The following is a 15,454-nucleotide window of genomic DNA, read 5'->3' as shown; positions in this document are numbered from 1 at the left end:
GTAAAATAAATGGCAAATATTTAATGTCATTTATTAACATTTTTATATTGATTTTTGAAAACGCCTGCAAGAGAAGAAAAAACAAAGAAAGTATCAAAATAGTTATAACTACCTCACTCGTTGGTGAAAATTTGTCTATAGAGATATCGAATAAATCATCAACCATAGACAAAGAAGTGATAAATAAAGTTAATAGCGATATAAACGATATAAGCAAGTTGGATAATGCAAATAAAGAAATCAATAGTGGTATATATAAAGTAAAGAAACATTTAGAGATAGATATTTCTGCTAAGAATAACATTTATATTCAAAGTTCAGGGGATGAGTTTATATTTAACATCGATATTGACACTCTCAGTATTTTTTCAGGAGTATAACGTGAGTAAAACAAAAGTACTTATAGTAGAAGACAACCCGGTTAAGTTGGATTCTATAATCGATGCAATAGATTGTTATAGCTTCGATATCAAGACTGTAGTAACACCTGCAGATGCAATAGCTGACTTGCGTGAAAATAGCTATGATTTGTTTATACTTGATATGAGTTTACCTAGCTATGAAGAAGAAAAAAATTCAATTGGTTCATTATCAGGTAAACATATCCTTCAAACAATGAAGCACAAAAGAATATCAGTACCTACTGTGATAATTACACAATGGGATGTATTCGGTCACCATGATGACACAGTGGCTCTTGATACGCTCAAAGATGAACTATTGAAAAAGTTCTCCAAAAACCTTCATGATGTAATCTTTTGGGATAAGTCCGATGAATCATGGGAAGAACAACTACGCAATGTCTTAGGGAAAATCATTAATGATTGATTTTTTAATTGTTGAAGATTCTAATGAAAAACTTATAAAGATTAGAGACTTATTACTATCAATTAATTCGAACTTCCACATTAAACATGTTGGAAATTGTGATGATGCCATGCAAGAAATGCTAAAAAGGCGTTATGCTTTCGTCATCTTAGATATCCAAATACCCAATACCGAAAATGATAAAGTAAAAAACCCAGAGGGCGGTGTAGAGCTTTTGCGTTGGATAAAACATAAGCAGAAAAGAAAAAAAATATCTCCACCAAAGAATATTATAGTTTTAACCGAGTACCCTAATCTGAAAGATAAGTATACTGACGAAAACCAAGGTTATCGAGTCTTCACTTATCTTTATAGTTCATCAGATTTAACATGGAAAACAAAAATTACTGACTATGTAGAAGAATATCAACTAACGACATCAGATAAAACACTTCCTAAGAATGATACTAAAATAGTATTCTCTGTGCATGGTATTAATACACATGGAGAGTGGCAAGATAACTTCGATCAATACATCAAAACTAATCAGTGTGAGTATACTCACCTCTTATATGATTATCAGTATTTCCCTGTAACTAGCTTTCTATATCCTCCAAGAAGACACATAGAAGTAGAGCGGTTAACAAGAGAATTTCAACTTATTGCACGTACATACCCAAACGCAAAAGTACAATTAGTCGGTCATAGCTTCGGCACATATTTAATTGCAGAAGCGTTGCGAAAAATTCCGAATGAACACGCTCCCACTTTTGATAAGGTTGTCTTAAATGGTTCTGTTCTCAAAAGTGGTTACAATTGGTCTGATATAGTGACAAAGCATGGTATTACTAAAATAGTTAATAATTGTGCACTGAATGACAAAGCACTTTTAGCTAGTCAAGCATTGGCAGTTGGTTTAGGTATGGCTGGCAGGGAAGGATTTAAAGGAAGTCTAGCTGGCATAATGGCCAATAGATTTTATAAAGGAGGACATAGTGCATGTTTGTCAACAGATCAGTTTTTGGAGTGGTTTAATCTTTTCGAACGCTCCGAAATTACACAAGCTGATTATAGAGGAACGGTAAAAATAAGAACGGCAATAAAAAACACTCTAATTACGTTAATGCCTATGTTCATTCCTATTTCGATTTTGGCTTTATTATTGTGGTTATTTAACTCTTAACACTATAGGTTACTTAGTCAAAAAGGCCTCGCAATGCGAGGCCTTTATTTTTTTCTATCTATCAGAAGAGATTAGTCGCGAAGTGCTGCGCCGAATTTCTCTGAGATTGAAGCTACGATAGCATCTACTGAACCAGCGATGTCTGCATCTTCAAGTGTGCGCTCTACAGACTGTAGGCTAAGTGCGATTGCTAGGCTCTTCTTACCTTCTTCAACGCCTTGACCAACGTATACGTCGAACAGTTTAGCGCCTGTTAGGAATTCGCCACCAGCAGCAATACACGCTTCTACGATGTCGCCAGAAGCGACTGCTTCGTCAACAACTACTGCGATATCACGACGGTTTGCAGGGAACTTAGATACTGCTACTGCTTCTGGAAGCACGCGAGTGTTGATAGCTGCCCATTCGATTTCGAATACGATAGTACGGCCGTTAAGACCAAACTTACGCTCTAGTTCTGGGTGAACAGTACCAATGATACCCACTTCTTTGCCGTCTACGACGATAGCCGCAGTTTGACCTGGGTGAAGTGCTGGGTGCTTAGCTGCTTTGAAGCTGTATGCGATTTCGTTTGCAGAAAGCTCAAGAACTGCTTCTAGGTCACCTTTAAGATCGAAGAAATCTACAGTGTTAGTTGCAATGTCCCAGTGCTCTTCGCCACGAGTACCAGAGATAACGCCCGCAAGCATCATTTCTTGGCGCATGCCGTTTTCAGCAGTTGCTTCAGGGATGAAACGTAGGCCTGATTCGAATAGACGAACGCGAGACTGTTGACGCTTCTGGTTGTGAACAACTGTGTTTAGAAGACCTTGGATTAGGCCAAGACGCATTGCTGACATGTCCGCAGAGATTGGGAATGGCAGGATTAGCGGCTCAACACCAGGTACAACCAATTTTTGCTGCTCTGGTTCTACGAAGCTGTATGTGATTGCTTCGTGGTAGCCACGGTCTACAAGAAGGTCACGAACGCGCTTAAGCGGTTGGTTAGCTTCTTTGTGGTCATTCATTTTAAGTGCCGCTTTAGGCGCTTGGTTTGGAATGTTATCGTAACCGTAGATACGACCTACTTCTTCAATTAGGTCTTGCTCGATTGCGATATCAAAACGCCAAGATGGAGACGTTGCCGTCCAACCAGCATCAGTGCTTTCAACTTCACAACCTAGGCGAGTAAGAATTTCCACTACGTCTGTAGATGGGATTTCGTGACCTAGTAGGCTGTCTAGCTTAGCGCGACGTAGAGCAACTACGTTTGCTTTAGGAAGTGAGGCTTCAGATTCGCTGCCGTTTACTGGCGCAACTTCACCACCGCAGATTTCAACTAGAAGCTGTGTTGCACGCTCCATTGCTGCTGCTTGAAGTGTTGAATCAACACCACGTTCGAAACGTAGAGAAGAATCTGTGTGAAGGCCGTAAGCACGTGCGCGACCACGGATGTGATCCGGTGCGAAGAATGCAGCTTCAAGAAGTACGTCTGTTGTTTCAGTCGTAACACCTGAATCTTGACCGCCAAAGATACCAGCGATTGCTAGTGCTTTGTTGTGGTCTGCGATAACAAGTGTGTTGCTGTTTAGTTCAGCTTCGTTGCCATCTAGAAGTGTTAGCTTTTCGCCCTGCTCTGCTAGACGAACCACGATACCGCCTTCGATCTTAGCGAGATCAAATGCGTGCATTGGTTGGCCTTGCTCTAGCATCACGTAGTTTGTGATGTCTACAACTGGGTCGATTGAACGGATACCACAACGGCGCAGTTTTTCTTGCATCCAGATTGGTGTTTCCGCTTTCACGTTTACGTTCTTAACCACACGGCCAAGGTAACGTGGACAAGCATCAGTTGCTTTAATTTCAACAGATACTGTGTCTTCAATGCTTGTTGCAACAGCTTCAACTGTTGGCTCTGTAACGTCTGCGCGGTTTAGTACGCCAACTTCACGAGCAAGGCCACGGATGCTGAAGCAGTCTGCGCGGTTTGCTGTTAAGTCTACATCGATAGTTACGTCGTTAAGCTCAAGAAGCTCACGTACGTCCATACCTAGCGTTGTGCCTTCTGGCAGCTCAAGGATGCCGTCAGACTCTACGTCGATACCTAGCTCAGAGAAAGAACAAAGCATGCCGTGCGATGGAACGCCACGTAGTTTTGCTTTCTTGATTTTGAAGTTACCAGGCAGTACTGCGCCAACTGTTGCTACTGCTACAGTTAGGCCAAGACGACAGTTAGATGCACCACATACGATGTCTAACAGCTCTTCTTCGCCGATATCAATTTTAGTTACTTGTAGTTTGTCTGCGTCTGGGTGCTGACCGCACTCAACCACTTTACCTACTTTAACGCCGGTGAAAACACCCGCAACAGGTTCTACATCGTCAACTTCCAAACCAGCCATAGTGATTTGGTGAGCTAGCTCTTCGCTGTTAATTGCAGGTTTAACCCACTCGCGTAGCCAAGATTCACTGAATTTCATAGTTTCGACTGCCCCGGATTACTTGAATTGTTTAAGGAAACGAAGGTCGTTCTCGAAGAACGCACGAAGGTCATTTACGCCGTAACGAAGCATCGTTAGACGCTCTACACCCATACCGAATGCAAAACCAGAGTATTTCTCAGGGTCGATGCCAACAGAGCGAAGTACGTTAGGGTGAACCATGCCACAGCCTAGAACTTCTAGCCATTTGCCATCTTTACGTTTCACGTCAACTTCAGCTGAAGGCTCTGTGAACGGGAAGAATGAAGGACGGAAACGCACTTCAACTTCTTCTTCAAAGAAGTTACAAAGGAAATCGTTAAGAATGCCTTTAAGTTGTGCGAAGTTTACGTTCTCATCAACTAACATACCTTCCACTTGGTGGAACATTGGCGTGTGAGTTTGATCGTAGTCGTTACGATAAACACGACCCGGAGCAATGAAGCGGAAAGGCGGTTTGCCGTTTTCCATCGTACGGATTTGAACACCAGAAGTGTGCGTACGTAGCATTAGATCAGGGTTGAAGAAGAAAGTATCGTGATCAGTACGAGCTGGGTGATCGTCTGCGATGTTTAGTGCATCAAAGTTGTGGAATGCATCTTCGATCTCAGGGCCAGACTCAGTGCTAAAGCCAAGCTCACCAAAGAACTGTTCGATACGCTCAACAGTGCGAGTAACTGGGTGAAGACCACCGTTCTCAATGCGACGACCTGGTAGGCTCACATCGATAGTTTCTTCAGCTAGTTTCGCTTCAAGCTCTGCACGTTGTAGTGCGTCTTTGCGAGCTGCGATCGCTTGTTGAACAGCACCTTTCGCTTTGTTGATCTCTTGACCAGCAGTGCGACGCTCTTCAGGTGGAAGTTTACCTAGGCTTTGTAGTTGAAGAGTTAATTCACCCTTCTTACCTAAATACTGAACTCGCACTTCATCAAGTGCGACTAACGAATCTGCTGTATCAATAGCAGTCGTTGCATTAGCAATGATCTCTTCTAGATGTTGCATCATTTCCTCATCTACCAGTTGGTAGTGTCCGTATCGGATGATTAGTTTTTTTAGATAGCTACACATAGTAATCAAACACGCAACCAATGCCAAATTGAATCGTTAAAAGAGCAAGTTATTGACTAAAAACACGGCAAATTTAACAGGATATTAATGAGGAGTAAGAGGAAGTGGCACAAATACCAGTGCCACTCTTTTGTTTGGAAGTGAGCGAGGCTCTAGATTTACAGAGAGCTGAGTTCTAAATCTCAAGTGAACCGAGATCTAAAACTAAAGCGAACTTAGATCTGAACTTGAAATAAACCAGTTTAAATCTGAATCGAACAAACACTGTTTTTGCCTGCGTTTTTCGCTAAATAGACGGACTCATCGGCGGCTTTAATCAAATCGTTCATTGAGCCGAATTCTTCGGTTATTTCAGCGACACCGACACTAATACTGCCAATCCAAACTTGATGACTGGTTTCAACCTCTAATTCAGACACTTTCTGTCGAGCGGTTTCCGCGATGTACATCCCACCTTTAAGGTCGGTGTTTGGGCAAATAACCAAGAACTCATCGCCACCTAACCGGCAAACAATATCATCATTACGGAACGTGTTTTTCAGTTCACGCGAGAGGGTTTGTAGCACCAAGTCGCCTGCATCATGGCCGCTGGTGTCATTAATGCGCTTGAAGTGGTCGGCATCAATCATAATACACACTAAAGGCATGCCCAGTTCTTTGGAGTCTTGCCAATGCAGCGCTAACTGTTTAAAAGCACTACGACGGTTATGCAAATTAGTAAGAGAGTCGGTTAATGACAGTTCTTCAAGTCTCTTATTCGCTCGTTTTAATTCTGCCGTACGTTCCTCAACTTTATCTTCGAGTAACTGGTTGAAGCGTAACAACTGTTTGTTTCGTTCAGAGACTTGTTCAAACAGGCCGTTAAGCGCAGCCAACAGCGGGACAGTCGCAGAATCTTGCTGCTTTTCTTCCGCTTCAAAGGCTTGCAGAGGTGTCGCGCCCTCTTCTATCGCGGTCATTTGTCGCGCCATGTTTTGGTCGATGCCGAGGATGTGGTAAGCAAGCCAGTGGATCAATAAATCAAGTAACTGCCGTGCTGACGACTGATCTTCTTCCATGATGAAAGCTTGCATACCGTAGATATCTTGCTTAAATACACGATGCACTTTGATGTGTTCTTCAATGTGTAACTCATGTACACCGCAATCTCTCATCAAAGATTCTTCTTCTTTAAAGTGAAATTCTGCATAGCGCGCGAGTTCGAGTAAAGCGATGTTAATGTCGTCTATAGAGATAGTATTCTCTGACAAAAGATTTCCGTAGTGATTGATAAAACCAACAAGGTATTGATGTTGTTCATCTACAACACCAATGCCTGTTTCAAAGTTTTTATCCCAATTAAATAAATTCATAAATCCCTTAGGGCCGATACCACCAGCACGATTTACATGCATATTCGGAGGTTATAGATACTCGAAAAATACAACCATTTTACCTTTGGGACTATTCGATTATTTGCTCTATTTTATAAAAAGATGACATTAAACATTCTAAATATTGCGCTTCTTAAATCTGAGACGCCCCCTTTAGCAAGAGCGCCCCACGAAACCAATGCTAACTTTTCGGGAAATGCTAACTTGTTGGAAATGCCAATTTTTTTGGAAATGCTAAATGGTTGGAAATACTAACTTTTTGTAAAGACTAAAAATAGTATTCCAACGCCATCTCAACAAAGTCATCCTTGCGTGCGAAGAACAACAAGTCCTCTGGGGTTTCGTTCTCAAACAACCAAGCATTCAGTCGCCACTTGAGATTGTTGTTAATACGGCTCGATGCCTCTAGCTTGGCACTGTAGACATCACTGTTATCTAAGTCTTGAGTGATACCAGTAAGCACTTCGGTGCCGTCTTCATCGTTCAAAGCGAAACGGGCGCCAAGGAACACATCATTTTGGCCGATGGTTTGGGCATTGTTGCCTCGGCTGTCATACAGGTATTCAGCGATGAAGCCGATGTCCCAGTACGATTCAAGCGCCCCTACCCAAGTGTATTCAAAGCCTGTCGCCACGCCGGTATGGTTGTCGTAGCTGTCGCGATAAATGCTTTCCAGCTTCCATAACCAGTCACCGATAATGCCTTGAACATCCAATCCGAAGTGTTGCATTTGGGCGTAGTATGGCTTGAGTTGATTGCCTTCCACACGGTAATAAGGGTCGCGGTTTGTGCCGCCTAAGTAGCTTAAACCGACATCCCAATCACCGTACATTTGGCTGTAACGCAATGCCACATCAACGTGTTTTTCTTCTCGTGAAGATTCGTAAAGCGCATCGTCCGATACTGGCACGGTTGGCCTTAATCGACCGTCTTCGCCTGCGAAGGTACGCTCACGAAAATACGGCAGTAACATGGCGTCTATGGTGCCCCACTCTTTTATCGAGGTGAAGTGCACCATAGGCTGACCTAACTTGGATTCGCCATCGACCGATTCAATGGCATCGGTCTGGTTTACCACATCCACTAAATGCGCCGATTCGGTTACGCCCCAAAATACCTTTCCAACACCCGCTCGCAGTTCGTAATCATCCCAATAGGTTAAATACAAGGCTTCGCGAATATCACCATGAGTTCGTTCATCGTCTTCACTGTCTAGGCGATAAAACGGGGTGAAGGTAATGCTGCCGTTGCCCTCTTGTTGCTCCCAGTAAAACTCTGGCTGCAACACCAGTGAGCTTTGTCCTTTGTCTTGCCCTTGTAAGCCGTCGCTAAAGAACTGCCTATGTTCAAGGTTAACCTGCCCTGCGATATCAGGACTAAAGCCTGCCGCCACACAAGGCAACGACACCTGCATAAGCCCGACGGTCGCCGCCAAGGTTAAGGATAATTGGGTTCCTGTTGCCACAATCCTTTTCATATTCCTGCCTTATTTCGCACGTTTTAGTGTGTTCTTTTGGAAATCCTTGTCTTTAAGACCGGTCTGGAACACTAAATCTGTCGTGGTTAATACGGTGCTTTTGCCTGTTTGATGGTTTTGCATCGCCATGGTGTGTGCGCGCCAGTATTGGTTTAGGTACTGTTTGTAATCTTGGAACGATAGAGTTTTAAGCAGTGCGCCTTTGCGGTCGTAAAACTCGACTTTCATTGGGCGGTAGTGCTGTTGGTCTAGCCATACCTTTTGCATGGTGTAGCCTGAGTTTTTATCGGTCGGTACTTGCTCTAAAACAAAGGTGTCTACGCCTTCCAGTTTCGCGTCTTCAATGTAGTTGAAGGTGTACTTTTCAAGTTCAAACGAGCTTAAGTCCTCATACGCAAATTCACTGCCCATAAACGGGCCAGATTTGTTGCGTGAAGAGATGCGTTTTACACGCTTGAGTGCAGGAAGATACAACCACTGGTCATCGGATTTGGTGATGTGCGAATGGTTTAGGAAAGCCGTGCCTTTTACGTCGCGTGGTTCATCAAAAATGGTTAAGCCTTTGTCGCCATCGTTATCGACTTCTAATGATTTCAATCGCATCAGACGTGTACTGCTTTCGCCCTGTTTGTTGCGAAGTAGCATCTCCATGGTCGCGACAGAATCGCCCCACCCCATATCGACGGCTTTGCGTTGTTCGGCAATTTCTAAGCCTTTCGCTGGGTCTGCTAATGCTGGGAAAGCGGCGAATGTGCTCAGTGCCAACGAGCTAACAGTAAGTAATGTAGTAGCGAATGTTTGTTTAACGCTTTTCATAAATATCTCCTTGAGTCAGCCCACCGCAGCAGGCCGACGTTTCCTTATTTGGTCGAAGTAGTCAGTTCGGCTGTCGATCTAGGCTGCGACTTGGTATCTGGCTTTGATTCGTGCTGAGTTTTAGCTGAATAGTGGGTCTGTTTGTCGAAGATCATCAGTAAGCTTGGTAGCAAGATGAAATCGACCACCAGCGCAATGAAAATCACAATCGCGCTGAGTAAGCCCATGTCGGAGTTGAGTCTGAAGCTCGACATCGCCAGCACTGAGAAACCCGCCACAAGCACGACTGTGGTGATCCACAATGCGCGTCCGACGGTGTGAAAAGCGTATCGAACCGCTTCTTCCGCTGATTTCCCTTCCATTCTGGCGCGCTGGTATTTACTCAAGAAGTGCACCGCATCATCAACCACGATACCCAACGTGAGCGTGACCACGACTGATAAACCTAGGTTGATTTCACCGGAGATCAGCGCCCATAAACCAAAGCCAATAATCGCAGGGGCAATATTTGGTACTAGGCTGATCATGCCTAAGCGAACTGAGCGCAATGCAAAGATCATCAACCCAGAGATAAGCACTAAAGTGATAGGCAGAGTCGATAACATGCTCGCCATGTTAGTTTCGCCAATGTGAGCAAACATCAGTGACGGGCTCGAAGCCACCACTTCATATTGCGGTGCATTGGCTGCAAACCATGAGTAAATGCGCTCTTCGAGTTCGACTAGCTCAACGCTGCCAAGGTTATCGACGGTGAGTACCATTTTGATCGATGATTTATCGACGTTGATCTGGTTGTTCAAGTCCAAGCCGTACGGCAGAGACATTTCGTAAAGCAGCAGATATTGCGCGGCAAGTTCACGGTTCAGCGGTAGCTTGTAGTAGCTGTCGTCGTCGGCATGCATATTCTTGTTCAAACGCATATAAACATCAGAAAGCGTTGCCACATGGTCAGTTTCTGGTTGAACGCGTAGCCACTTAGTAAAGTCACCAATTGCTTGCAAGAACACAGGATCAGCAATCGCTTGAGACTCGTTAGTTTTCACTGCGATACTGAGGGTTGTCATGCCGCTTACGGTCTCTTCCATGAAGTCAGCCGCTTGTCTGAATTCACTTGAGGTATCGAAATACTTCACCGATTCATCGTTGACTTTGTTGAGCGGAATTAACGCGGCAGCGCCAACAATCACTAGCGTAGAAATCGGCAGCAGTGCTTTACGGTTAGTTACGACAAAATCGCCCAGCTTATCCATGAAGGTGAATTTGTCTGCCGCCTTAGGGTTGGCAGGTAGACGTTTGACTGGCAGCAGTTTTAGCAACGCTGGCAACATAGTCACAGACAAGAAGCACGCAATAAGTACACCCAGTGCCGATAAGTTACCGAAATCACGCAGCACTGGTGAGTCCGACATGTTCATCATCAGGAAACCAATCGCAGTGGTCACCGAGGTGATCAGAATCGGCATCGCATTGAGCTTGATGCTGTATTGAATGGCTTGTGCTTTCTCCATACCGCGCTGCATCGCTTGTCTCATGGTCACAATCACGTGAACACAATCAGCCACCGCCAAAGTTAAAACCAAGGTTGGCACATTCACGGTTGCGGTACTCAAGAACATCCCTGCCCAACCAGACAATCCCATGGTGGCAACAATCGAAGAGATGATCACAATGAGCGTCGCCACCACACTAAAGAACGAGCGCAGCATAAAGGTCAGGAACACCAGTACCACCAACAGCATTAAGGGAACGAGCGTTGAGCTGTCTTCTTGAGCCGAAGTCATAAATGCGTTGTTCATGGCTATGATGCCCGCTTTATGGAATTCGACATTAGGATACTGAGCTTGGTACTTGCCGATCATGGTATTGATTGCCGCAATCACCTCTTGCACTTCTGCGGTTTTGTCCACTTCTGGCAGTTGCACGGTGACGTTCACAATCGTCACATCGCCAGAGGCCGACACCAAGGCATTCTTAAGCAACGGCTCGTTAAGGGCGATCTGTTTTACTTTGGCGATGCGTTCTGGTGTGTGTTCGTACTCTTCATACAGCAAGTCTTCTACCAAAAGATCATCTTCAATGGCTTCGGTGTGCTGATAATTAGCAAGGGAATCGACACGGCTTGAATACGGGATCTGCCACGCATCAACCGTGAGATTTTGAATCAGGGTGAGAGTTTCAGGGGTGAAGACATTGCCATCTTCAGGTGCGACAACAATCGCAAGGTTGTCGGTTTTTGCAAAGGTGGTTTGGATTTCATCGAACGCCATCAACTGCTTGTTGGTGCCTTCGAAGAAGATGTTGTAGTCCCCTCTAAAGTAGAGGTTCTTAGCCCCTAATGCAGAGAGAATGATGATTGAAAACACCACCAGCAGAACGATAAACGAACGCTTGGTAGGTATTGAGTGCCAACTGTTTAGATCTGTGTTTGCGCTATCAGCATTAGGGTTATCTCGGTTTTGCTGATCGAACGTGGGCTTCTGGCTGTCATGTTTCATCACAGTCTCCATTTGTGACGATTCGTCATATTTGTGTCATAAAAAGCCAGCCGAAGCTGACAAAAGACACAATGCTTAGTCAAACACTCAAGAAAACAGCAACCACAGTCGGTCAGTCTCAAGTTTGTGACGAATCGTCAAAAATGGTTATTAATAAACCCACATGTGTGGGCTTAACGGAAGCTATCGACCTACAGACTCTAAGTAAGCGATCTCTTCACTGAACAGTTCTTGTTCTACACGACGCCAAGTTTTGCGGTAATCCCAGTCACTAGAAAGGGGCTGCCAATTTAGGCCGTCTAGAATCATGTTCGCGTTGTGTAATACTGAATACGGGTCTTGTAACCGCTTAATACAATGACTGTTTGATGCGTTCTGTGACAAGGCATTTGAACCAAATGCGATTGACCAGTTAGCAAAAACGATGGCATCTGAGCCAACGCCAGAAGAGAACTTTAGGTCACCCGCTTCTACCGCTTGGTTAACCATAGAGTCGCATTGTTCAATCACCAACTCTTCCAGTTCATTCATCTCGGCGACGCGTACACTAGACGCTTTCTCTAGTACCCACGGGCTTTTAGCCATGATCGCACAGGTTGATAGTACCGGTTCCATGCGAGCATAGATTCGGTAAGCAACGTGCAATGCGACGATCTTTTCACGTGTGTTGCCTTCAAACTCTCCAGAGCGAGCAAACATCATTGCTTCTGTCTTGAGAGAGTGAATACATAACGCTAAAACGACGTCTTCTTTGCTGCAAAAGTGATTGTATATCGTACCTTTAGAATAAGAGCTCGCTGCCGTTAGCTTGTCCATCGTGAGGTTTCCGAACCCTTGTTCTCGAACCAGATCTTTTGCTAACAACATCAACTCTACTTCTCGGTCTGCAATAGACTGCTGCTTTTTAGACAACACGCCTTTGCAACCAAAGATACCTTGTTTATCGCCTTTACAACCAAAGCCAAACATAATTTTTTAGTCCGTATATGAGCTTAGCCGTTATCTAAGCTTCGCCAGTATTTAAAACACTCCTATCCAATATATTAACACGAATAGTAAATTCATGTAGTTAACCATTTTGTGACGCTTCGTCATTTCTGACTTATCGTCATAATAGCGCAAATATTGATCATATCAAGGGGTTTTATAAATTAAATACATTTTGTGAATGGAAAGAGAATAAATGGGATATAGCTAAGAAAATCATCAATAGTTGACCTAAAGAGAAGACTTTAAAAGAAGACCTGTATTGTGACCAACAGAATGTGGACGCGAATTGGGCATTCTTAACCTAACAAAGAATGTCGGCACTTTAAGCTGCTATGCGTATTCATGCCCAATGATTCCTAGCTTAAACCACAAGAATGAATGACTGTAGGCTTACTTTATGGGGCAGACGTCTCCTTATGGTCAATATTTGGCTTACTAATGCCGTTTTCTGTTAAGTTGCTATAAATTCGGTAAGGGGTGACTTACAATAGTGACAACGACTTACCTTTTTTGAGAACACGATATTGAGCGCCAAATATTCTTATTTAGCTTGGCAAGTGAATACTTCTAGCCCTGCAGAAAAGCTGGTTTTATTGATGCTTGCAGACGGTGCTGACGAATTCGGCTACACCAATGTGTGCCTACAAACAGCAGGTCAACTTTGTGCTCTCTCTACGTTTGGTTTAGCCGACTGTCTTAAGTGTTTAGTCGACCAAGGTTTTCTCGATAAGGTAAAAGTAGATTATCGGGATAAAAAAGAGATTCACGTTTTCAAAATGCTCATTGAGCAAGAGCAAACTGCGGCGCACGTTGAGGTTCAACCGACCAATAGTATTCCGGTCTACTCTACGGCACCTATACCTGCACCTGCACCTGCACCTGCACCTGCACCTAAGTTTCAGCCTGCTCCGGCACCAATGCAACATATGCAGCAGGCCCCTCGCCCACAAGGTCGAGGCTCAATGAACAGCAACACCGTCTCTACTCATGATCTCAACGAAGAAGAGATACCATCATGGGCAGAACGTGCGTTTAAATTCTCCGGTTTGACCGGTGACCATAGTTTAGTATGGAAGAAATTTGTCCTCTGGTATAAAGCCAAAGCCAATGAATTAATGCCATTATCTCGGATTGAATCCAAGCTGCAGTACTGGCTAGTTAACGAGAAGCAAAATGAAAGACAACAACAGCAGAAGACCTCTCAATATTCAGGAAATGCAGGACAAGCTCAAGGAAATGGGTATAGACAAAAGCTTAGCCCATCTGAACGCTTCAGGCAGCAGCTCATTCAAAAAGGCAAAAAGCCAACCTTCTGAGCCAGCTCAACCTGTTGTACCTGACGCTACAGGTCCATTAGTACCTGAAGTGATTGAAGCGCAAAGTACCGAAGTGAAAGTAGCGGCTGCACAAGCTGCGGATTCTGGTGCGTCTCAACAAGTACCTGTTGTTGATCAAGATCCTGCAGAGCTGGAACTAACCGATTGGTGTATTCACGTGTTCGGCTCTTTCTTGAGCGTGTACGAAACGCAGTGGGAATATCAGTACGGTAGTGAGCCAAGCGGTAAGTTCATTGAGTTTGCCCACTCTGTTGACTCAGACGGCCTTAACCGCGTTTTAATGCACTGCCACGAACGTATTCAGCTTGGCAACAGCTGGCCGCCGCAAATGGGTGAGCTGTGGATCCTGAAAGATTCTTTAACTGAAGAAGAGTTGCTGGATAGCCGTATCCGTGTGTTGTCTCGCACCGCTGCCAACAAAATTGAAAAATGGCTGATTCAGAACAAACTGTATGACTTGAAGCGTACGGCTGAAAACAAGCTGGATGGTCTGTTTAAGAAGTACTACTTGGAAGCAAAACGTTTAGATGAGAAAGGCATGCTGGAAACGGAGTTGCCGCAATTCCTGCTTGCCGCTAACTCAGTGAAAAACCTAAACGATTTAAAACGTGAAGAGTACGAAAGCCAGCACGGCAAAGCGATTAACCCAAGAATCCAGCGTATTCTGAACAGTAAAAAGTAACCGTCTACCCGCTGCCTGTTAGAAGAAAACAGAGTAGCGATTACACGGTTAACAGATACAAAAATGCCAGCTATCAAGCTGGCATTTTTTACGAATTCTTACGAACTCTACAAATATCCGTGACCAACGGTACGTCTGTCACTGACTGCAAGTAATTACAGTAGGTGGATAGTTGCGTTTAGCGTGAATACGCCAGAGTCGTCATCTTTCATTTTGAAGTTTTGGTAGCTAGCGCCTACAGATAGTGGACCAAAGATGAAGTATTCAGCGCCTACAGCGTACATGATATCAACATCGTCTTGCTTGAAGCCATCAGCTTTAAGCTCGTAAGAGTGAAGACCACCCTTCGCGTATACGTGAAGAGGACCAAAATCGATGCTTGGTTTAATCGCTAGGTAAGCAGTGCTTGCGTCTAAATTCTTAAGATCGCGGTTGCCGTAATTAACGCTGCCGAAAGAACCTAGATCCCAGTAACCCGCTTCAACACCGATTAGTGGAAGGATACCTGTACCTACGTGGATGCCCACCGCGTTTTCATCTTCACCAGCGAATGAGTTTTGACCACCCATTACACCGCCGTACAACCAAGAATCAGCCATTGCTGTTGAAGATGCACCTAGTAGTGCTAGTGCCAATAACGTTTTTTTCATATTCGACCTTTTTCGTCCTAGTGGCAGGCCTTGAGTGGTAATAAATTGCCACCAAGTCGCCCTGTATGTAATAACTATTCAATTAGTAATGCAATAAGCAAGATTTATACCCAAACC

Annotated in this window: 13 protein-coding genes; 5 read left to right on the top strand and 8 right to left on the bottom strand. The window is 44.2% G+C overall.

The features are described 5' to 3' along the window. The 3 genes from AB4323_RS10215 to AB4323_RS10205 all read left to right on the top strand — a co-directional run. Nucleotides 1-380 (top strand): hypothetical protein (locus tag AB4323_RS10215; RefSeq protein WP_372152330.1); only part of this gene is annotated, 380 nt, incomplete at its 5' end. Nucleotide 381: 1 nt separating this feature from the next. Further along, complete coding sequence (locus tag AB4323_RS10210) at nt 382-828, top strand: response regulator (RefSeq protein WP_123301381.1); 447 nt, start codon at nt 382-384, stop codon at nt 826-828. After that, the gene (locus tag AB4323_RS10205) at nt 821-1,990 is read left to right on the top strand and encodes an alpha/beta hydrolase (protein ID WP_372152327.1); all 1,170 of its coding nucleotides are present in this window, start codon (nt 821-823) and stop codon (nt 1,988-1,990) included. Before AB4323_RS10210 ends, AB4323_RS10205 begins: the two co-directional genes overlap by 8 nt. Nucleotides 1,991-2,061: 71 nt before the next feature. Here the strand turns inward: AB4323_RS10205 and pheT are convergent, their stop codons facing one another. The 7 genes from pheT to AB4323_RS10170 all read right to left on the bottom strand — a co-directional run bounded on the left by pheT (nt 2,062) and on the right by AB4323_RS10170 (nt 12,647). Then, entirely contained in the window at nt 2,062-4,449 is a 2,388-nt protein-coding gene (gene pheT / locus AB4323_RS10200; protein WP_372152324.1) for a phenylalanine--tRNA ligase subunit beta, read from the bottom strand. Nucleotides 4,450-4,467: 18 nt separating this feature from the next. Next, on the bottom strand, nt 4,468-5,451 hold the full coding sequence (pheS, locus tag AB4323_RS10195) for a phenylalanine--tRNA ligase subunit alpha (protein WP_004734764.1): 984 nt from the start codon (nt 5,449-5,451) through the stop codon (nt 4,468-4,470). A 308-nt stretch (nt 5,452-5,759) separates the two neighbouring features. Beyond that, nucleotides 5,760-6,911 (bottom strand): GGDEF domain-containing protein, encoded by a 1,152-nt coding sequence (locus AB4323_RS10190; protein WP_372152321.1) that lies wholly within the window; start codon nt 6,909-6,911, stop codon nt 5,760-5,762. A 247-nt stretch (nt 6,912-7,158) separates the two neighbouring features. Further along, the gene (locus tag AB4323_RS10185; RefSeq protein ID WP_017060449.1) at nt 7,159-8,367 is read right to left on the bottom strand and encodes a hypothetical protein; all 1,209 of its coding nucleotides are present in this window, start codon (nt 8,365-8,367) and stop codon (nt 7,159-7,161) included. A gap of 9 nt (nt 8,368-8,376) precedes the next feature. Further along, the gene (locus AB4323_RS10180) at nt 8,377-9,183 is read right to left on the bottom strand and encodes an outer membrane lipoprotein-sorting protein (protein ID WP_102333212.1); all 807 of its coding nucleotides are present in this window, start codon (nt 9,181-9,183) and stop codon (nt 8,377-8,379) included. A 44-nt stretch (nt 9,184-9,227) separates the two neighbouring features. After that, nucleotides 9,228-11,690 (bottom strand): RND family transporter, encoded by a 2,463-nt coding sequence (locus AB4323_RS10175; RefSeq protein WP_372152319.1) that lies wholly within the window; start codon nt 11,688-11,690, stop codon nt 9,228-9,230. A 171-nt stretch (nt 11,691-11,861) separates the two neighbouring features. Beyond that, a complete protein-coding gene (locus tag AB4323_RS10170; protein WP_372104590.1) occupies nt 11,862-12,647 on the bottom strand; it encodes a TetR/AcrR family transcriptional regulator in 786 nt (261 codons plus the stop codon). A gap of 545 nt (nt 12,648-13,192) precedes the next feature. On the opposite strand from AB4323_RS10170, the gene AB4323_RS10165 reads away from it, so the two are divergent. Together AB4323_RS10165 and AB4323_RS10160 are read left to right on the top strand one after the other, a co-directional pair. Then, a complete protein-coding gene (locus AB4323_RS10165) occupies nt 13,193-13,984 on the top strand; it encodes a hypothetical protein (RefSeq protein WP_372152316.1) in 792 nt (263 codons plus the stop codon). Next, nucleotides 13,905-14,687 carry a hypothetical protein gene (locus tag AB4323_RS10160; RefSeq protein ID WP_372152344.1) on the top strand — a complete coding sequence of 261 codons (783 nt, stop codon included), beginning with the start codon at nt 13,905-13,907 and terminating at the stop codon, nt 14,685-14,687. Before AB4323_RS10165 ends, AB4323_RS10160 begins: the two co-directional genes overlap by 80 nt. Nucleotides 14,688-14,842: 155 nt before the next feature. Here the strand turns inward: AB4323_RS10160 and AB4323_RS10155 are convergent, their stop codons facing one another. Continuing rightward, nucleotides 14,843-15,337, bottom strand: coding sequence for an outer membrane beta-barrel protein (locus AB4323_RS10155; protein WP_371724434.1), 495 nt, complete (start codon nt 15,335-15,337; stop codon nt 14,843-14,845). Between the last annotated feature and the right edge of the window lie 117 nt (nt 15,338-15,454).

Origin of the sequence: Vibrio sp. 10N.261.52.C11 (assembly GCF_041471405.1) — a bacterium.
GTDB classification, from domain to species: domain Bacteria; phylum Pseudomonadota; class Gammaproteobacteria; order Enterobacterales; family Vibrionaceae; genus Vibrio; species Vibrio crassostreae_C.
This window is presented reverse-complemented; position numbering and strand designations above follow the sequence as displayed.

Excerpts from the sequence above, each read along its gene's own strand:
- AB4323_RS10185 (WP_017060449.1), bottom strand. The coding sequence starts at position 8,367 with ATGAAAAGGATTGTGGCAACAGGAACCCAATTATCCTTAACCTTGGCG.
- AB4323_RS10160 (WP_372152344.1), top strand. The coding sequence starts at position 13,905 with ATGGGTATAGACAAAAGCTTAGCCCATCTGAACGCTTCAGGCAGCAGC.
- AB4323_RS10205 (WP_372152327.1), top strand. The coding sequence starts at position 821 with ATGATTGATTTTTTAATTGTTGAAGATTCTAATGAAAAACTTATAAAG.
- AB4323_RS10170 (WP_372104590.1), bottom strand. The coding sequence starts at position 12,647 with ATGTTTGGCTTTGGTTGTAAAGGCGATAAACAAGGTATCTTTGGTTGC.
- pheS (WP_004734764.1), bottom strand. The coding sequence starts at position 5,451 with ATGCAACATCTAGAAGAGATCATTGCTAATGCAACGACTGCTATTGAT.
- AB4323_RS10190 (WP_372152321.1), bottom strand. The coding sequence starts at position 6,911 with ATGCATGTAAATCGTGCTGGTGGTATCGGCCCTAAGGGATTTATGAAT.
- AB4323_RS10175 (WP_372152319.1), bottom strand. The coding sequence starts at position 11,690 with ATGGAGACTGTGATGAAACATGACAGCCAGAAGCCCACGTTCGATCAG.
- AB4323_RS10180 (WP_102333212.1), bottom strand. The coding sequence starts at position 9,183 with ATGAAAAGCGTTAAACAAACATTCGCTACTACATTACTTACTGTTAGC.
- AB4323_RS10155 (WP_371724434.1), bottom strand. The coding sequence starts at position 15,337 with ATGAAAAAAACGTTATTGGCACTAGCACTACTAGGTGCATCTTCAACA.
- pheT (WP_372152324.1), bottom strand. The coding sequence starts at position 4,449 with ATGAAATTCAGTGAATCTTGGCTACGCGAGTGGGTTAAACCTGCAATT.